Genomic DNA, 18,149 nt, shown 5'->3' with positions numbered 1-18,149 from the left:
TGGAGCTTCTTCTTATATAGTGTACCGTCTTACCCACATTTTTGCGAATCGTCCGGGATCTTTTTTTTTGTTTCTTCCTTTGGCGGGACAGGATACAGAAAAAGGGAAACTGGGCGTCGAAAGCCAATATTATTCTCAGGTTTGTTATACTATAAGGAGTATGGGTAGAAAACTAGAGAGAATTCCCTAGAAAGTAGCTGTCTCTCTAGAGGCATGGATAAATGAATTCATAGACATCTATAGCAAAGATAAGCAGAATGGACGTCCAGCCTGACGACCAGGTACGGACGGCAATCCAATCGAACAGCCGGCCAGCGGGCCGCTGAAGGAGTTGAGGACATGAACGAAGGAAACGATCGATATAAGCAGACAGGGCTGGCGATCAAGAGCAAGGCGGGGGAGTTCGCAGAACGCGTCACGCGAGAGACCTACGAGATGCAGCCGGAGCTCATGGGCCGGTTCGGGCCGAACGGTCGCAGACGAACTATGGAAGACACCGTCTTTAACCTCAACTATTTGGCCGAAAGCCTGATGATCCAGAGCCCCAAGCTGTTTGCGAGCTACATCTCGTGGCTCAAGGTGCTGCTGGCGGGGTATCATGTAAGCGCGGATGACGTGGCGGTTAATTTGAGGCTGATCGGAGAAACGGTCCGCGAAGAGCTGGGCGATGAAGTCTATCAGCTTATAGAGCCGTACGTGGAGCTCGGCCTGAGCCAGGTGGAGGGGCTCCCGCTCGAGCTGGAGACTTTCCTGGCCGACGAGAGTCCGCTCGCGGAGGAAGCACGTGCTTATCACAATGCACTTCTGGAGGGCGACCGGCGGACCGCTTCCGTTACCGTCATGCGGCTCGTCGAGAACGGCCGGCCCATTCGGGATATCTACCGCTATATTTTCCAGGCGTCGCAGTACGAGGTCGGCCGGCTGTGGCAAACGAACAAGATCAACGTGGCCCAGGAGCATTACTGCTCGGCCGCCACGCAGCTAATAATGTCGCAGCTGTTTCCGTATATTTTCTCCGGAGTGCGCAGCGGGTACCGGCTGGTGGCTACCTGCATCGGCGAGGAGCTGCATGAGATCGGCCTGCGGATGCTGGCGGATTACTTCGAGATGGACGGCTGGGATACGTATTACCTCGGGGCCAACGTGCCGACCCGCAGTATCGTGGCGGAAGTGAAGAAGCGCGAGGCGAATGTGCTGGCGATCTCGGCCACGATGACTTACCATGTTCACCAGGTCAAGGAGCTGATCGCTTCGATCCGCGAGACGGACGAGCTGGGCTCGCTGACTGTTTTAGTAGGCGGCCTGCCCTTCAACATCGACCGCGAGCTATGGAAGCAGGTGGGCGCAGACGGATACGCACCGGATGCGGATGCAGCGATCCAGGAGGCCCGGCGCCTGCTGGCATTCTCCGCCTCCAGCCCGGAGCTTGAGGAGTCTGCCAAGTGATGGAGGACCAAAAAGCGATCCTGGCGGTGTTGTCGAGCGAGAAGGGGGAAGTGCTTCGCGTCTTGCGAGATGATTTTCAGCTGTCCGCTATTCTGAGCGGCCCCGGGGGCTTCTTTACCGTGCTGGACGAGCTCAGCGCCCAAAAATTCAGCCACTTCCTGCGCGAGCTGAAGAAAAACAAAGCCTTGTTCAACTGGGAGCTCAATCTCACGATCGACGGGCGGCCGCGGTTGTTTTATTTCAACGGAGGCGTGTTCGAGGAACAGATTATGATTATGGGCTCGAATACGAGCTCGGTCTACTACCAGTTCTACGATGAACTGATGCGGATGAACAACGAGCAGATCGTGTCGCTTCGCGGCACAATCAAGACACTGACGACCGAACGGCTGCGAGCGCTGGAGCAGGAGCAGCGGGCCTACGAGGAATTCACGATTCTGAACAACGAGCTGGTCTCCGTCCAGCGGACGCTCGCCAAGACGAATACCGAGCTCAAGCGGTCCAAGGAGGAAGCGGAGCAGGCGAACCAGGCCAAAAGCCTGTTCCTCGCGACTATGAGTCATGAGATCCGGACGCCGATGAACGGCATTATCGGGATGGCGGAGCTGCTCTCGCAGTCCGAGCAGCCTCCCGAGCAGCGGAAGTGGACCAAGCTCATCCTGGACTCGGCGAACCTGCTGCTGTCGCTTATCAATGATATTCTTGATTTGTCCAAAATCGAGGCTGGCAAAATGCAGCTCGAGCATACCCCGTTTCAGCTTCACGAGCTGCTGGACGGCGTCCTGGAGCTGCTCGACAGCCGGGCGGCCGAACGGAAGAACACCGTTCAGCTCGAAGTGGATCGTGAGCTGTGGGGAAGCTATGTGGGCGACCCGAGCCGGATTCGGCAGATCTTGCTCAATCTGCTCGGCAACGCCATCAAGTTCACGGAGAAGGGCTCGATTACGGTACGGGCCCGCCGCAAGCAGGGAAGCGAGACGCATGAGACGGTGGAGGTGCGGGTAACGGATACGGGAATCGGCATGTCCGAAGAGGACAGCGCCAAGCTGTTCCAGCCGTTCGTACAGGTGGATGCGTCCACCAAGCGCCGGTTCGGCGGAACAGGGCTCGGCCTGTCGATCTCCAAACGGCTGGTCGACCTGATGGGCGGCCGAATCGGCGTTCTCAGCCGGGAAGGAGAAGGGTCGTCCTTCTCGTTCGAGCTCCGTCTCGAGAAGGCAGGAATGTCCTCCTCGGACGAGCCGGGGACGCCTGCGGACTCTCCCGAGGAGGATGCGCTGCGGCGGAGCAAGCAGCTGGACACGCCTATTCTGATTGCCGAGGACAATCTGATTAACCAGCAGGTGGCCATCCTGCAGCTCAAGAAGCTCGGCCTGACCCGCGTCACAACGGCCGCGAACGGCGAGGAGGCCGTCCGGGCGTTCGAGCGGGATTCATTCGGCCTCGTCCTGATGGACAATCACATGCCGGTTATGGACGGCTTCTCCGCGACGCGCGCCATTCGCGAGCTGGAACGAGGGCGCGGAGACGGCCGCCGAACCCCCATCCTCGCCATGACGGCGAACGCGATGCAAGGCGACCGGGACAAGTGTCTGGAGGCCGGCATGGACGACTTCCTGTCCAAACCCGTCCTGATCGCCACGCTGCGGGCGATTCTGCTCCGCTGGCTGCCCGACCGCCCGCAGATGCAGGAGACCGCAGCTGGCCTGGACAAAGGGAAGCCGGAGAATGACGATGTGATCGACCAGTCGATTATCGACGAGCTGAAGCAGCTGCACGAGGATCTCGACACGTCGATCCTGGCGGAGCTGCTCGTGCTGTACGAACAGACGACGCCGGCTCAGCTGGAAGGCTTGAAGCAGGCATTCGGGAACGGAAATGCGGCCGAATTCGCGGAGCTGGCCCACGCTCTCAAGTCCAGCAGCCTGAGCATCGGCGTCAAGCGGCTGGCCGGCTTGTTCGCCGAGCTGGAGAAGATGGGCAAAGCGGGCTGCCTCGAGGGTGCGGGTCCGATCGTGGAACGGCTGGAGGACGAGTTCGCGGTCGCTTGCGAGGCGCTGCGGGCTCTGCGTTGACTGCGAGGTGCCGGCATACAAACGATTTTGCGTAGTCGCCCGCCCGTCCTGACAGGGGGGCTTTGCGCAGAAAAAAAGAAGCGACCGCGTCGCTTCTTTTTTCATGCAAGCTATTCCTTTTTCTCCAAAGCAGCCCGGAGCGCATCGCCGAGGCTGTTGCCGATTGGCTTGTTGTCGGTGTATTCTTTCAGCATGGCGCGGGAAGCTTTGCCGCTCCGGGCTTCGCTGCTGAGTGTCTCCACGATGTTGCAGCGCCGGCACTGCACATATTTGCCCGCTTTGCCGGTGTGAAGCTCCATTTTTTTATGGCACTGCGGGCAGCGCCGGTTGCTGACCGGAGGCTCGGCGTCCCGCCGGTACGAGCAGTCCCGGCTTGAGCAGGCCAGCAGTTTGCCCCGTTTTGTGTTTCGCTCCAGGAGCGGCTCCCCGCAGTCCGGGCATTTTTTGCCGGTGAGGTTATGCGGCTTGTAGACCGCCTCGCTCGCTTTGACCTCCCGGACCATGCGTTCCGCCTCCCGTCGGATGCCGGCGAGGAACGTCTCCATCGCCCCGCTCCCTTTGGCAATCTGCTCCAGCTGGCGTTCCCATTCGGCGGTCAGCTCCGGCGACCGGAGCTCTTCGGCGACGAGCTCGATGAGCTGCCACCCTTTGCCGGTAGGAGACAGGTGGCTGCCCTGCCGCTCAATCGTATCGGAGCCGAGGAGCTTCTCAATAATATCCGCCCGGGTGGCCGGTGTACCGAGGTTATGCTTCTCCATATGCGTCAGCAGACCGGCCTCCGTCAGGCGGGCTGGCGGGCGCGTCATCTGGCTGCGCTTGTTCAGCTTGCGGACCGCGAGCGTCTCGTTTACGGTCAGCTCCGGAAGCTTCTGGACCGCGGCCGGCTCCTCGGCGTTCGGATCGCGGTCCTCCTCGTCCTGGTCGTCCCAGCCGGCCGCACCGTAGACCGCCTTCCAGCCCTCCTCCTTCACGACCTGGCCGGAAGCGGTGAACAGCTCCCCGCCAATCTCGAGCTGAACCGCCGTCTGGTCATACCGGGAGGGCGGGGCGAACAGGGCAAGGAAGCGCCGCACGATCAGATCGTAGAGCCTGCGCTCATCCGTCGACAGCAGGTGCAGGAGGAGCGGCTGCTCCGTGGGGATAATGGCATGGTGGTCGCTTACCTTGCTGTCGTCGACGATCCGTTTGGTGATCGGAAGCGGCTTGCGCAGCAGGTCGCGGACGATAGGCGCATACGGCCCCGTCTGGACGCTCTGCAGCCGGCTTTTGAACGTCGCGGCCATGTCGGAAGGAAGGTAACGGGAGTCCGTTCGCGGATAAGTAACCAGCTTATACTGCTCGTACAGGCGCTGCAGCAGATTCGACGTCTGCTTGGCGGAGAAGCCGTACCGTTTGTTGGCGTCCCGCTGCAGTTCCGTCAAATCGTAAGCGAGTGGGGGAGGGACGGCCTTCTCGGTTTTTTTCACGGAGGCGACGCGCGCCGGCTTGCCCCCGAGCTTTTCGAGAATTCGGTTCATTCCCTCCTGGTCGAACAGCCGGGCGTCGTTCGTGCCGCGATGCCGCCATTGGACCTGGAACGAGCCGAGATCGGCGGTCAGCGTCCAATATTCGGCCGGACGGAACTGCCGGATCTCCGTCTCGCGGCGGATCAGCATCGCCAGCGTCGGCGTCTGTACCCGGCCCGCAGACAGCTGGGCGTCGTATTTGGTCGTCAGCGCCCGGGTAATGTTGAGCCCGATGAGCCAATCGGCCTCTGCCCGGCAGACGGCGGATTGGTACAGCCGGTTGTAGGCTTCGCCCGGCTTCAGCTGCTCGAAGCCTTCCCGGATGGCCCGGTCGGTCTGCGAGGAAATCCACAGCCGTTTGAACGGCTTGCGCCAGTGCACCATCTCCATAATCCAGCGGGCGACCAGCTCACCCTCCCGTCCGGCGTCCGTCGCGATAACGAGCTCGCCGATATCCTTGCGCTTGCAGAGCTGCTCAATGGCGCGGTATTGATGGGACGTTTCCTTGATGACCTTCAGCTTCATCCGCTCGGGAACGAGCGGCAGGTCTTCGAGCTTCCACGTCTTGTAAGCGGGGCTGTAATCCTCCGGCTCGGCCAGCGTGACGAGATGCCCGAGCGCCCAAGTCACGACGTAGCGGGGGCCTTCATAATACGATTTTTGCTTGTTGGGGGAGCCGAGGACCCGGGCGAGCTCTTTGGCGACACTCGGTTTTTCGGCTAAGACTAACGTTTTCATTGAGTAAGATCTCCTTAACGTACAGGCATAAAGTAACTCGGTATTCGCTCATTTTAGCAAAGGCGGCGCGATTTGAACAACCCGCGCTCCGCCCAAGAGCGGGCACTAGGGAGGAAGCGAAGGAAAGTTTCTCTTGAAAAGTTTGGCATTGTCGCCTACAATTGGCTTAACAAAGCGAGCGGAAGCACCGCCCTTTTCTCTACCGAGGAAGGGGCGGTGTTTTTTGTTTGTTCGGATAGACAGCCAGGAGGGGACATGGCATACTGGCAAAGTCTGGATGATTCTACCATCTAGTAAAACTATTTACATATAAAGGGGTCGTCGAACGATGAAGAGAGACAAGAGAACTGCCAATACTTTGCTGGTCAGCCTGGGCATAGGAGTAGCGCTTGTGGGCGCGTCAGTCCTGGCGCTGGGAGAACTGCCGGTGCAGGCGGAAAAAGAGGCCGGCGTGGCCGCTTCCCGCGGTACTGCCGCCGGAGCAGGAAATGCTTCGGGAACCAGTGTACGGGCAGCACTTGAGACCATTTCGTTCCGCGATACGGAATCCCATTGGGCGAAGTCAGCGATTACGGAAGCGGCGCGCAAAGGCTATGTAGACGGGTACGAGGACGGCTCGTTCCGTCCGGAAGGACTCGTCACCCGAGCGGAGTTTTTGAAAATGGCGGCGACCGCCATGAACCTTTCCGTAACGTCCGGCACGGCAAAGGACTGGTATGTCCCTTATGTGAACGCGGCCGTAAATGCAAATATTCACCGGTATCATGACTTTACAACCGGTGATTGGAATACCCCGATCACGCGCCAAGAAATGGCCCGGATTGCTGTCCGTGCTACAGATAAGCTGTTGCAGAATCCGGCCATGCAGATGGACGACAAGTCGTTCGTGTTCAATGCGACCAAGCGCGGCTTGATGCAGGGCTTGGCTGGAGGAGAGCTCGGCTTGGAGGAGACGACGACGCGGGCTCAGAGCGTGACGATCATTGAGCGCATTCTGTCGCTGAACAGTGGGAAAAAGCTGGAGGTGGACAAGGCGGCGCAGAGTGCGGCGGAAATTGCTCTTACAGGGACTAACACAGAAACGATGTGGGGATTTAAAATCGTCCCTCTTCCGCTGGAAGCGTATATTGCAAACGATATAAAAATGGTCATCGACCAGGTTCTGGTGGTCGATATGACTGATTCGTCGAGTTACCAGTATGACATGTTCAAAGATGCGATCAAACGTCCGGATACTTCGGTCTTCACCGATTATGTGTTAGCTTATCACATCAGCGTAACCAACGAAGGAGCGAAGGTTCATGATACAGCAGCTATGCGGATGTTATTGAGCATGTATCCTTGGAATGGAATTTACATCAAAGAAGACCTGGTTTCCCTTTGGTTGGATCAGGAAGGACCAGCTTCGGGATGGATCTGCTTCAGTCAGGACAAGAACGTCATTGATGAGATTAATAAATCTGGAAAGCAAATTGCCTTGGTCTTGGACAGCAATAAAGAAAAAGTATGGATTAGTAAGAAAGGGAAATAAGAGGTGAGCGAGTTGAAATACGTAAAAAAAAAAATCAGTTTATTTATCCTGCTGACCCAGCTAATTAGCTTGATTATCCCCTTTTTTTCAGGGATAGCCAGTGCTGCAGAGCAAATATACAACATTGACTTTGCAAATAAGCAAATAACGACAGAGAATGTCGAGGACTTTTACTCCGCTTCAAAGGTTAGCATTTTTGACTTAGATGTTAGCGATGTTCCCGGAACCATTACAAAAGCCACCGTAACCGTTAACGGGAAGACGGTGGCTTCTTCTATTTCAGGAAGCGTGTTAACAGTAACGGCAGAAGGAAAAGAGGAAACAAAAGTTTCTAAATCTACGACTAACCCTGGTCATCACGTCTATCGCTTACCAACTGGTAAACGATGGGAACACGAGGGAGCAAGAACGGCACGCATCCGCTTTGATCCGAGCCCTTCTACTTTCAAAGATGGTATCAGTCAATACCCCGGTATAATTCCAACGGAAGGGTATGACGCAGATAATAACGATCGTAGGATTCCGGAATCTATTGACCTCAGATATACGTTTGGTAAAGATCCTGATGATTTGAAGCCAAACTACAATTTTGAAGGGGCAGCCGTTACCCATGCCTATGAGGTGGAATCACCTACAGAATACTATGACCCAGATCCAATTACAGGAAAGCCGGGAAACCTCCAGGAAGGCGCTGTGCTGAAAGAGCAACTGGCCCCTGCGAGCATAGAAGTGTTTGAGGCAGAAGCCGATAGCAGCACACCCGATGCAGCTCCCTACTTTTGGGGAGGATCCGGTACTGGGTACGGGGAGTTAAAAATCAGACGAATATTAGGAGAAAAATTATTAGCTGGTGTTGATTACGAACTTAAAAAACTCGGCGATATAGCGGAAGATAGAAACTATTTTATGAGAGCAAACCTCTACTGGAAGGGCATCACCTATAAATACTCTGCCGGCACCGTCACCCTCACCTACACTCCATCTGAAACGCCGGATCTCGGCAGCATCGTTCTCACGCCGCCAGGCTGTGTAGAAGTCGGAAAGCCGGTCACCTTCGGATTCACCTTCACGAACAGCGGCAAGGAGTTTTCGACCCCCTTTAACGTTCGCGTCCTGGCGGACGGCACCCAACTTCAGAACAAAGGATACAACGGAGCTAACGCCGGCCAGAAAGTAACCGGCTCCTTTCCATATAACTTCACAGAGCCTGCAACCGTTCGTTTCACGATCGAGCTGGACACGGCCGGCGCGGTCGAAGAGAAGCAGAGGGACAACAATACAGCCTCCTTCTCCATCACAGCAAGCACTTCTTGTAGTGGCGGCGGTGGTGGTGGTCCCGAACAGGTTGCCGCAGATTTTAAAATCGAGAAGCCGAGGATTAATTACGGGGAATCCAACTGGTTCCAGCCCTCCATATCGGTAACCGGCGGCAACAGCTGCACCATCGCGACCGTCACTTGGAGGGTCACACAAAACGGCCAGACCTACAAGGTCGTAAACGAACAAGCGAGTGCTGTTTCGTTTGCCGGCCCCCCATACCCTGCCGGCATAACCAACGGCCCGGTATCCGTCACCATGGAGCTCAAAACAACGTGCGGTACCACGAAGACGGTAGGACCCAAGACATTCGAGATTGTAAAACCGGCTTCCTGTAAGGAAGGAAACCAGCCTCCAGTGTTCAAAGCAGGCTGGGTTTACAGCGGCAATACGTCCGCCGTCAATCCGCTCGAGACGGCCGTTATCGGCAACCGCCTCGGGCTGCAGATCATCGAGGATAACCAGTCCACGCCACCAACGCCATACGATCCAGACGGAGACGGTTACTATTTCCGTTGGGATTGGCAAAACGTGACCAGTCCTTGGTTGAAGAAGCTGCGAGATCTATACAGTCCTTGGGAGTACGATACGCGCTTTACCTTCGGCAATGGAGCGGTGGTTACCGAAGCAGAAAGAGGAACGCATACGATTGATGTCTACGGGATGGATCTATGCGGAAATTCAAGAAAGCTGACGGTTTCGCTCTTTGTTACCGATCCGAACCCCGTTCCGATCATCACGCTGCCGCCGAAGGTAGTAGAGGGACGGACATTCACACCCGAAATCAGCGGCGCGTATAGCTTTAGTCCAATCAAGGACAGGCGCATTGTCTCGTATGAGTGGTACGGCACCAAGCAATCGGTCTACCCGACAGCCGGCAGCTATGAGATCAAGCTGGACGTAATCGATGATGTCGGGCTCAAGTCCCTGGCCCCTGCGACGGCCCGGCTGAACGTCCTTCCGGACCTGCCGCCGATCGCGCAGCTCGTCAATCCGGGAACCGGCGTCCGCAACATAACGATGAACTTCCGGGATACGTCGTACAGCCCGGATGACGATCCCATCGCGGTCCATACCGTCACGCTGGCCTACGATTCCAATAATAACGGATCGTTCGCCGACGAAGCGGCAGCGACGATCAAGCTGGACGGCAGCGGAACCTTCACCTACCGGCCGACGAAGGTAGGCAAATATCGTATTCACATTCATCTGCAGGAAGGGCTTGGATACAAGCGGACGGCAGACAAGGACTTTTTCTTTGAAGTGGTCAACGAGGAACCAAATGTCTCTTTCACGATGCAGGGGGAAGTACAGCCGCCGCCTTTAGGCCTGCCGATCGTCATAGGGACGGATGCGCTGCTTAACGAATGGAAGAGAAACTCGCTGGACGGTGAAGTGACCGATCAGCGCTGGTATAAGACGGCCGCCGGCACGCTGAAGAGCATAAAGTTCTTTAACCAGCCGACGCTTCGGGACTTCAAGTCTCCCTTTAACGGTTTGGACCTGTCAAAGCCTACCACTTTACGGGATGCTAATGCGTCCGAACGAATCAAAAGAGGATCTGGCGCGCTTCCGTTCATCAAGCTGGAGAACAGAAGCATGCATGACCCATTGGAAATATCCAAAACTGTCGATGGCATAGAACAGTGGAGGGTGCTGGAGGACAGCTCGACAGCTTTTTGGGTGGACAAGTTAACCGGTGCCTTCCTGAGTCCGGACCTATCCCAATTTGCGTATGTCTCTTCTGCTTTCCAAGGAACCCAAAACCAGACCTTCCTAAGAATCCGGAATGCCTCTAACGGGAATCTAATCCGAAGCATCTGGCTGGCGGACGTACAACCTTCCGGCCAGGTAGCAGGAGGCACCATTTATGGAACCTACGGGGACACCATCCTGGTCGCTACATCGGGCGAGCTCCGGGCCTATGATTGGAACGGGAATCGGCGCTGGGCTGCGTGGGGAGTTCCAACCGGACCAAGGGTCATTTCCAAGGATGGCTACCTGTATGCGATGAACCCAGGCGGAAACCAACCCGCAGGCGGAGGTTACGCAGCGATCATAGACTTGATGCAGGTGGATCTTCGCAATGGCGGCATTGTTGCGACCAAACGCCTCTTTTACGAAAGCAATGAAGAATATATTGATGCCTATTCCCGGGACATTAACCTGTTAGAGGACGGGAGGCTTTACCTGGAATACACGTACAGTTCGGAGTCCACTTACTATTACTACAAGGTGCTGGATGGCCCTCTGACGAACCGGCCGATGAAAGAGCCCTATTTCACCTACGGGCAGTTCTACCATCCGGGGAAATCGGTCCAAAACGCCGAATTCCAATATGCCTTCCAGTTCGACAGCGAGACGACGCCGGGCGAGCAAGCGGGCTTTTCCTTCCGAATGGTCAACAACCAGAATTTCTACCGAGTGGAGCACGACAAGGACAAGACGAGCCTGGTTGCCTATGTGAATGGGGCTCGGACGGTGCTTGGATCCAAGTCGTATCCGATCAGCGCCGGGATGTTTTACAGCGCCAAGGTAAAGGTAACCGGCAGCAAGATTAAGGTATACGTGAACGGAGTTCCGTTGATCGACGTGACGGATAGCCGGATCACGGGAGCCGGCTATTATGGGCCGTATGCGACCAAAGGAAATACCGAGTTTAAAGGACTCTCCATACTCGAATATCCGGGCGTGCAGTATCTAGACAATGTGGTTGTAGTGGGGCAGCCGATCCGTTACAACACGAGTTATTCGGATCCCGAGGGAGACCCAGGGCTGCCGCAAACCATCAAATGGACGTTCCGTAACGAGCAGCCATACAAGTACTTGAACAGCGGGGACGGCTATTCGGATACACCGCCGGCCAACAGCTACAGCAACCGGATAGTCACCTCACCGATCCCGACATTGGACCGGGTCGGCTATTACAAGGTTGACTTCCAGCAGGCGGACGATCCGTCACCTGCGCCTTACAAATACGCGGACGGCACCTTCGCCGGCTATAGCAAATTCTCGGACCCTTACACGCAATACGCCAAAGTGGTCCGGAAGCCGGTCGCACAGTTCACGATCAAACGAAACGCGGACCAGTCCCTCCAGTCGGATGACCAAAGCTACAACCCCGATCGCTGGCTCAGCCCGTCGAACTACCAAGCGGGGTATGGGACGAACCGGGGTATCCTGGACCGGCGCTGGAAGTATACGGCTCCGGACGGCACAACGGCTTTCGGATTCCCAAGCCGGCCTAATCAGAAGGGCACGTACCTTGTTAGCCTTGCTGTCATGCAGGAGGACGGGGTATGGAGCGATTGGGCCGAGCAGAGCGTCGAGGTCTCGGTGACGCTGTCTAATCGCCCGCCGGCTGCTCAGCTTACCTTTCCGTCAGGCTCCCGGACAACCCCCACTCCCGTCGACACCTTGCTGCCAACCATTCGATGGAACCAGACCGATCCGGATCCGGGCACTCTGTTTGCCGGCTACCAAGTGCTGGTCAAGGACGAAGCCGGTACAGTGGTAGTCGATACAGGCGTGCAGGGGCAGGGGACGACGGCCGTCTCTCAGCAGTGGGCGATGACGCAGGCGCTCGTCCGAGGGAACAGCTACCAGGTGCAGGTCCGGGTCAGCGACGGGCTGCTCTGGTCGGACTGGTCGAACGTCGGCTGGATGCGGACCAACTCGCCTCCACTCGCTCGCATGATCGATCCGGGAGGGACCCGGGAGAATCCTACTCTCATGCCGACAACGACTCCCCGGTTGACCTGGTCGCAGACGGACCCGGATGCCGGCACGGTCTTCCGAGGATTTCAGCTGCAGATAGCCGATGAGCAGAACCGGGTGCTGCTGGACTCCGGCAGGCAGGATCAGAATACCACTTCTTCGGCGGGCAGCTGGACCGCCTCGTCCCCTCTCCCGCCCGGGGAAAAGCTGCGGGTGCGGGTGAGGGTTTCCGACGGCCTCGACTGGTCCGATTGGTCCGAAGATACGTGGATGCGGATCAACCGCCCCCCGGTCGCCGTCATGACGGTTCCGGATGGCAGCGAAACCCGGCCAACCGTCTTTGCGAGCCGAAGACCGGTGCTGGAGTGGAAGCAGAGCGACCCGGACCCCGGGACGGTGTTCACCTATTTTCAATTGCAGATCACTCGCGCCTCGGATGGCCGGATGGTGCTGGACTCGGGTGAACACTGGCAGCAAACAACGGACGCCAAAGGGCAATGGGCGGTTCCTACCGATCTGCCTGCGGGGGAGAAGCTGAAGGTCCGCGTACGCGTGTACGATGGTCTCTCCTGGTCGGACTGGTCAGCTCCGGTCTGGATGCTCATCAATCGTCCGCCGACGGCGGATTTTGACTGGTCGCCGCAGCCCGTCTGGGAAGGGGACACGGTCCGTGTCGTGAGCCGAGCTGAGGATCCCGACGGCGATCCGCTCACGTATTCTTGGCAGATCGTGACTGCCCAGGGGACTGAATCGGGAGGAACCGCATCCTCTTTCTCGCGGCGCTGGACAGTGCCGGGAGAAGTGAAGGTGACGCTGACCGTCTCGGATGGATGGGCATCGGCTTCCGTGACCAAGAGTATTCCGATCCGGGAGCTGACGATCGAGGCGGATGTGTCGCATACGCCGGAGTGGTATGCGAACCACCTGGCGAGAGGCCATCAGGTCACATTTGCGCCCAAAGACTTTTATTCGGGCGAACGCTGGCTGGTCGCGGCCGCCGGGCCTCCTACTGTTCCGATCGACCGCGCGACCGCTTCGTTCCGCGCCGTACTTGCGGATGGAGGATTGGTGGACCTGGTCGAGGAGCTGAGGCAGGAATGGGCCGATTCCCGGTTCACCGGCTCCCTGTACGATGCTAGGCTCGGAACGGTAGAGGAGGCACTGCCCGAGGGACTGTACGATGTTGCATTCGAGCTGGTTTATGCCAACGGAACAGTCAAGCGGACGACCGTTCCGCTGCGCATCCTCGGTCCGATCGACCGCTATTGGAGCGTTCACCGAGTTCGTTAGCAGGTGTTTTTCAAGCTGTTCACACGTGAAAAGGGATGCGGGTTAGGCTTTGTTCAGCCGTTCGGCCAGTACATCTGCCTCCGACATTTGTCTAGCGCTTTACGGATCAAGAGACCGCCGATAACAAGCACTGGCGGAAGAAAGGCTTGTCCCCGCTCTGTGCGAGGTGTATCTTGTTCTACAAAGCCCTTCCCGGATCCAATCGAGGAAGGGAATACAACGGATATACAACGAGGAGTGGGAGAATGGAGTGGACGAGAGGCAGCTTGTTGATCAGTGACGACCAGGCCCGGCTGCAGCTGGACAAGATTCATGAGATGCTGTCCCGGACGTATTGGGCTTCGGAGCGGCCAAGGGAGAAGACCGCCCGGGCGATCGAGGGCTCGCTCTGCCTCGGCCTTTATGAAGGGGATCGGCAGCTCGGCTTTCTCCGGGTGGTCACTGATTACGCATGCTTCGCTTGGGTATGCGATGTCGTCATCGACGAGAACGAACGGGGCAGGGGGCTCGGCAAATGGCTGATGGACTGCCTTGTCACCCACCCGGCGCTAGCGGGATGCAGCATGTCGCTGCGCACGAAGGATGCGCACGGGCTCTACCGGCAGTACGGCTTCGAGCTTGCGGAAGCGATGAAGCGGCCGGCTTCGGATGCCGCTGACGGAGAAGCCCCTGTCCCTGCGAACGCCGGGTCTGAGAGGTAACCCTGCGTGGGACCGTCATGGACTCGCCGGGACACCCCGCCGCGTACTCACCGACATCCCTGACAGCCGATCGGACAAGAGCCGCAGCAGCGGCTCCTCCACGAGAAGGGGACGGATTGGCTAAAGTGCCAACAGACCGATAAAGTGTCCTCCATGAAAAAAAGCAACGACCCGGCTATTGGCCGGAATCGTTGCTTTTGTTTCGTTTCGGATGCAGCCCGCCCGGCGCAAAAAACTGGTACAGCGCGCATTCGATCCGCCCGTTGAACAGCTTGCGCCGCTTGTCCGCCGGCTTGCCCCAATAATGCTCGAGCTGCTTGTTCGGACTCAGGACGAAGGACGACCAGGTCGGCATCTGGGTGACGATGGAACCGAGCTGCCGAAGCGCCTTCTCGGCCTCGGCCTTGTCGCCGAGCCGCTCGCCGTACGGCGGATTCGTGACGATCACGCCGTAGTCGCCCTTTGGCCGGATCTTCGCGACCGGCAGCACCTCGAACTTCAGCTCCTTGCCGAGCCCCGCGCTCTTGGCGGCGGCTTGGGCCACCTCAATGGCGGCGGGGTCGATATCCGAACCCGCGATCTGGAGCGGCACGTCGTCGCGGAGCTCATCGTACGCTTCCTCGCGAGCTTCCTCCCATACAGCCTTGCCGAGGATCGGCCAATGCTCCGCCGGGAACGAACGGCGCAGTCCTGGCGCGATGTTCCAGCCGATCATCGCGGCTTCCACCGGAATGGTGCCGGAGCCGCAGAACGGATCGTACAGCGGCCGCTCGGGGTTCCAGCGGCTGAGCTGGATCATGGCGGCGGCAAGCGTCTCCTTTAGCGGAGCTTCAGTCACGAGCTTGCGGTAGCCCCGCTTGTGCAGGCTCGGCCCGGTCGTATCGATCGTCAAGGTGGCGATGTCGTTCAGCAGCGCCACCTCGATCACGAAGCGCGCGCCGGACTCCTGGAACCAATCGGTCCGATAGCGCTCCTTCATCTTCTCAACGACGGCCTTCTTGACGATTCCCTGACAGGCCGGTACGCTGGACAGCTGCGACTTGTGCGAGCGGCCCTCTACCGGGAACTCGGCGTCGCCAGGAATCCAATCCGGCCAAGGGAGGGCGCGCGTTCCCTCGAAGAGCTCGTCGAACGTGACGGCCTTGAATTCGCCCATCTTGATCAGAATCCGGTCGGCGGTGCGCAGCCACAGGTTTGTCCGCGCGACGGCCAATGCGTCGCCGCGGAACGTGACGCGTCCGTTCTCCACCAGCAAATCTTCATAGCCCAAAGTTTTCAGCTCCCGGGCGACGAGCGCCTCGAGTCCCATCGGGCACGTAGCTATCAATTCGATTGGGTCCACCTCATTTTGTCAAGGTCTAGCGGAAAAAGCGAGCGGCGCCAAGCGGGGAGCCTGAGCCGCCCGCTGCGCCAAACGGACTGCCCGTTGTGGCAGGCCGCACAATTCCCTACAATAGGTACTAGTATAGGCGAATCCGCGACTGGATACAACGGACGGAACGCCCTGCCGCAGGACCGAAGCAGCGGTTCCGGGATAGCCGGCCGCCCCGGCCGCGGCAGCCTTAAGGAGGACGACCAGATGGAAAGCATGACACAGGAGCAGTATGCCGACTCGCTGCTCGGCGAGGACCCGGAGCTGGAAAGGGTGCTGAAGTCGATTAAGGAGAGCGGAATGCCAGAGGTTTCGATTGCACCCGGCTACGGCCGGCTGCTGACGCTGCTCGTCAAGATCAGCGGAGCGAAGCGCATTCTGGAGATCGGTGCGCTCGGCGGCTACAGCGGCATCTGCCTGGCTAGGGGGCTGGCACCCGGCGGGCAGCTGGTCTCGCTGGAGCTGAAGGAAGAGTACGCACAGCTCGCAAAACGCAATCTGACGCTCGCCGGGTTTGGAGACTGCGCGGACTACCGGGTCGGCGAGGCGCTCGACTCGCTGGACCGGTTGGAGGCCGAGGACGAGAGGTTCGATCTGTTCCTGATCGACGCTGATAAAGGCAACTACCCGGCATATCTCGAGAAGGCCATCCGGCTCGCGAACCCCGGCGCGCTGATTCTGGGTGACAACGCGTTTCTGCGAGGCAAAACCCTGGACCCGGAGCGTAGCGGCCCTTCCGTGCAGAGTGTGCGGGCCTTCAATGAACGCGCCCTCAGCGATGAGCGGCTGGAGGCGACCCTGCTGCCGGCTTACGACGGACTCGTGCTTGCTCGCGTGCGCGGCTGATACCCGTCTCCTTAGCAACGGGAAGACCGCGCCAGCCGGCCGGCATGCCAGAAACAAAAAAAGACCGCCCCACAGGCGGTCCTTTTTTGTTTCCCTTCAATCGACGGCCGACGCCTTGCCTCCGGCGTACAGCGTTTTGCGTACCCAGAAGAAGTTCAGCAGCAGCAGCACGGACGATATGACGAACAGTCCGCGGATCGAGATCCATCCGGACAACAGGCCGCCCATGACCGGACCGATCAGGTTGCCGAGCGCGAGCGTGCTCGTGTTGAAGCTGTAAGCGCGGCTCTCCATGCCGTCCGGCGTGTATTTCCGGATCAGGGAGTTCACCGAAGGCAGCAGGCCGCCCATGAACATGCCGACGAAGAACCTGACGATCAGGAGCTGCCATACGCTGCCGACGAACGCTTGCGGCAGGAAGGCAATGGCCGAGCCGATCAGGCTGACGGCCAGAATCCGCTGGGAGCCCAGCTTGTCCCCCCAGCGGCCGAGCAGAGGGGAGGAAATCATGTTCGAGAAACCGTTGATCGAGCCGACCAGTCCCGCCCAGAAGGCCAGCATCGCCGTCGTGCCGTGCAGCTCCTGCACGTACAGCGCCATTTGCGGCTGCGGGCTGAGCAGCGCGAACTGGATCAGGAAGGTGACTGAGAAAAGAGCTGGCAGCTGCGGAATGCTGGCCAGCTGCTTGAAGCCGCTCAGCACCGACACACGCGGCTTTTCCTTCGCTTCGGCACGGTTGAAGGTTTCCTTCACAAGATACAGCGCCAGCATCGAAGCGAGAAAAATACTGCCGCCGGTAATGAAGAAGATCGGCCGGAACCCGAAGTGCGAGGCGAGCAGCCCGCCGATGAGAGGGCCGAAGATCGTCCCGGCTACCCCTCCGGACTGCACCGTTCCCATCGCAAACCCGATCTTCTCGCGCGGGGTGCTGGCCGAAACGAGGGCGACGGCCGCGGGCGCGAAGCCGGAGATGGTGCCGTTCAGCATCCGCAGGAGCAGAAGCTGCCAGGCGTTTTGGGCGAACCCCATCAGCACCATGACCGCCGCCATGCCGAACCCGGAGCGCAGCAGCATCATCTTGCGCCCGTACCGGTCTGCGAGGCTTCCCCAGATCGGCTGGAAGATGAAGGATGTGACGAAGTTACCGGCGAAGACGATCCCGGCCCAGAACGAGAGCTCCTTCGGATCGTGAATGCCCAGATCCTGCAAGTACAGCGGCAGGAACGGAATGATCATCGTCATGCCGGCCATAACGAAAAATTGACCGAACCACAGCACGGTCAGGTTGATTTGCCATCTGGCCACAGACGTCTCCTCTTTTCTGTCGAAACTTGTTGCCGCTCGTAAGCGAATAGCATTAGTATAGCAAAAAATGACACAAAAAGTCTTACGTGCACGTAAAAAAAGAAAGCTGCCGCGCCGCAGTCTTCCCCCATGCCAGCCCTTTGTTTCCTATGAGGAGAAAGTGAGTCTGCCGGCGTGGACGGCCTCGATTTCCCTTTACCCGATTTGGAGACTAATGAACTTTTGTAAGATTCTGTTAAGGGTTCGTTAAGAAAACGCCACGGGTTTCCTTAAGATTCTCCATCTACAATGGGTTCTGGTCGGGCC

9 protein-coding genes are annotated in these 18,149 nt (G+C 58.3%); 6 read left to right on the top strand and 3 right to left on the bottom strand.

Features of this window, described 5'->3' with window-relative positions; translation table 11 throughout:
- The first annotated feature begins 339 nt into the window (after positions 1-339).
- Both KJS47_RS06615 and KJS47_RS06610 read left to right on the top strand, forming a co-directional pair.
- Positions 340-1,446: a cobalamin B12-binding domain-containing protein gene (locus tag KJS47_RS06615; protein WP_213523835.1), complete on the top strand. Its 1,107-nt coding sequence runs from the start codon at positions 340-342 to the stop codon at positions 1,444-1,446.
- Complete coding sequence (locus tag KJS47_RS06610; RefSeq protein WP_249716273.1) at positions 1,446-3,521, top strand: ATP-binding protein; 2,076 nt, start codon at positions 1,446-1,448, stop codon at positions 3,519-3,521. The genes KJS47_RS06615 and KJS47_RS06610 overlap by 1 nt, the downstream gene beginning before the upstream one ends.
- 110 nt (positions 3,522-3,631) lie before the next feature.
- Here KJS47_RS06610 and KJS47_RS06605 read toward each other — a convergent pair whose 3' ends face one another.
- Positions 3,632-5,764 carry a DNA topoisomerase III gene (locus tag KJS47_RS06605; protein WP_213523833.1) on the bottom strand — a complete coding sequence of 711 codons (2,133 nt, stop codon included), beginning with the start codon at positions 5,762-5,764 and terminating at the stop codon, positions 3,632-3,634.
- A gap of 328 nt (positions 5,765-6,092) precedes the next feature.
- On the opposite strand from KJS47_RS06605, the gene KJS47_RS06600 reads away from it, so the two are divergent.
- The 3 genes from KJS47_RS06600 (at position 6,093) to KJS47_RS06590 (ending at position 14,320) form a co-directional block, all read left to right on the top strand.
- Positions 6,093-7,295, top strand: a complete 1,203-nt coding sequence (locus tag KJS47_RS06600; RefSeq protein WP_213523832.1) for an S-layer homology domain-containing protein — start codon at positions 6,093-6,095, stop codon at positions 7,293-7,295.
- 906 nt (positions 7,296-8,201) lie between these two features.
- On the top strand, positions 8,202-13,619 hold the full coding sequence (locus KJS47_RS06595) for a glycoside hydrolase family 78 protein (protein WP_213523831.1): 5,418 nt from the start codon (positions 8,202-8,204) through the stop codon (positions 13,617-13,619).
- A gap of 245 nt (positions 13,620-13,864) precedes the next feature.
- Positions 13,865-14,320 (top strand): GNAT family N-acetyltransferase, encoded by a 456-nt coding sequence (locus KJS47_RS06590; protein ID WP_213523830.1) that lies wholly within the window; start codon positions 13,865-13,867, stop codon positions 14,318-14,320.
- Between the two features lie 175 nt (positions 14,321-14,495).
- Here the strand turns inward: KJS47_RS06590 and KJS47_RS06585 are convergent, their stop codons facing one another.
- A complete protein-coding gene (locus KJS47_RS06585; RefSeq protein ID WP_249716146.1) occupies positions 14,496-15,662 on the bottom strand; it encodes a THUMP domain-containing class I SAM-dependent RNA methyltransferase in 1,167 nt (388 codons plus the stop codon).
- 237 nt (positions 15,663-15,899) lie between these two features.
- Between KJS47_RS06585 and KJS47_RS06580 the strand changes: the two genes are divergently transcribed.
- Positions 15,900-16,538 carry an O-methyltransferase gene (locus tag KJS47_RS06580; RefSeq protein ID WP_374706976.1) on the top strand — a complete coding sequence of 213 codons (639 nt, stop codon included), beginning with the start codon at positions 15,900-15,902 and terminating at the stop codon, positions 16,536-16,538.
- Between the two features lie 96 nt (positions 16,539-16,634).
- Here the strand turns inward: KJS47_RS06580 and KJS47_RS06575 are convergent, their stop codons facing one another.
- Entirely contained in the window at positions 16,635-17,843 is a 1,209-nt protein-coding gene (locus KJS47_RS06575) for an MFS transporter (protein WP_213523829.1), read from the bottom strand.
- Positions 17,844-18,149 lie beyond the last annotated feature (306 nt).

This window comes from Paenibacillus sp. J31TS4 (assembly GCF_018403265.1).
Lineage (GTDB): Bacteria > Bacillota > Bacilli > Paenibacillales > NBRC-103111 > J31TS4.
This window is presented reverse-complemented; position numbering and strand designations above follow the sequence as displayed.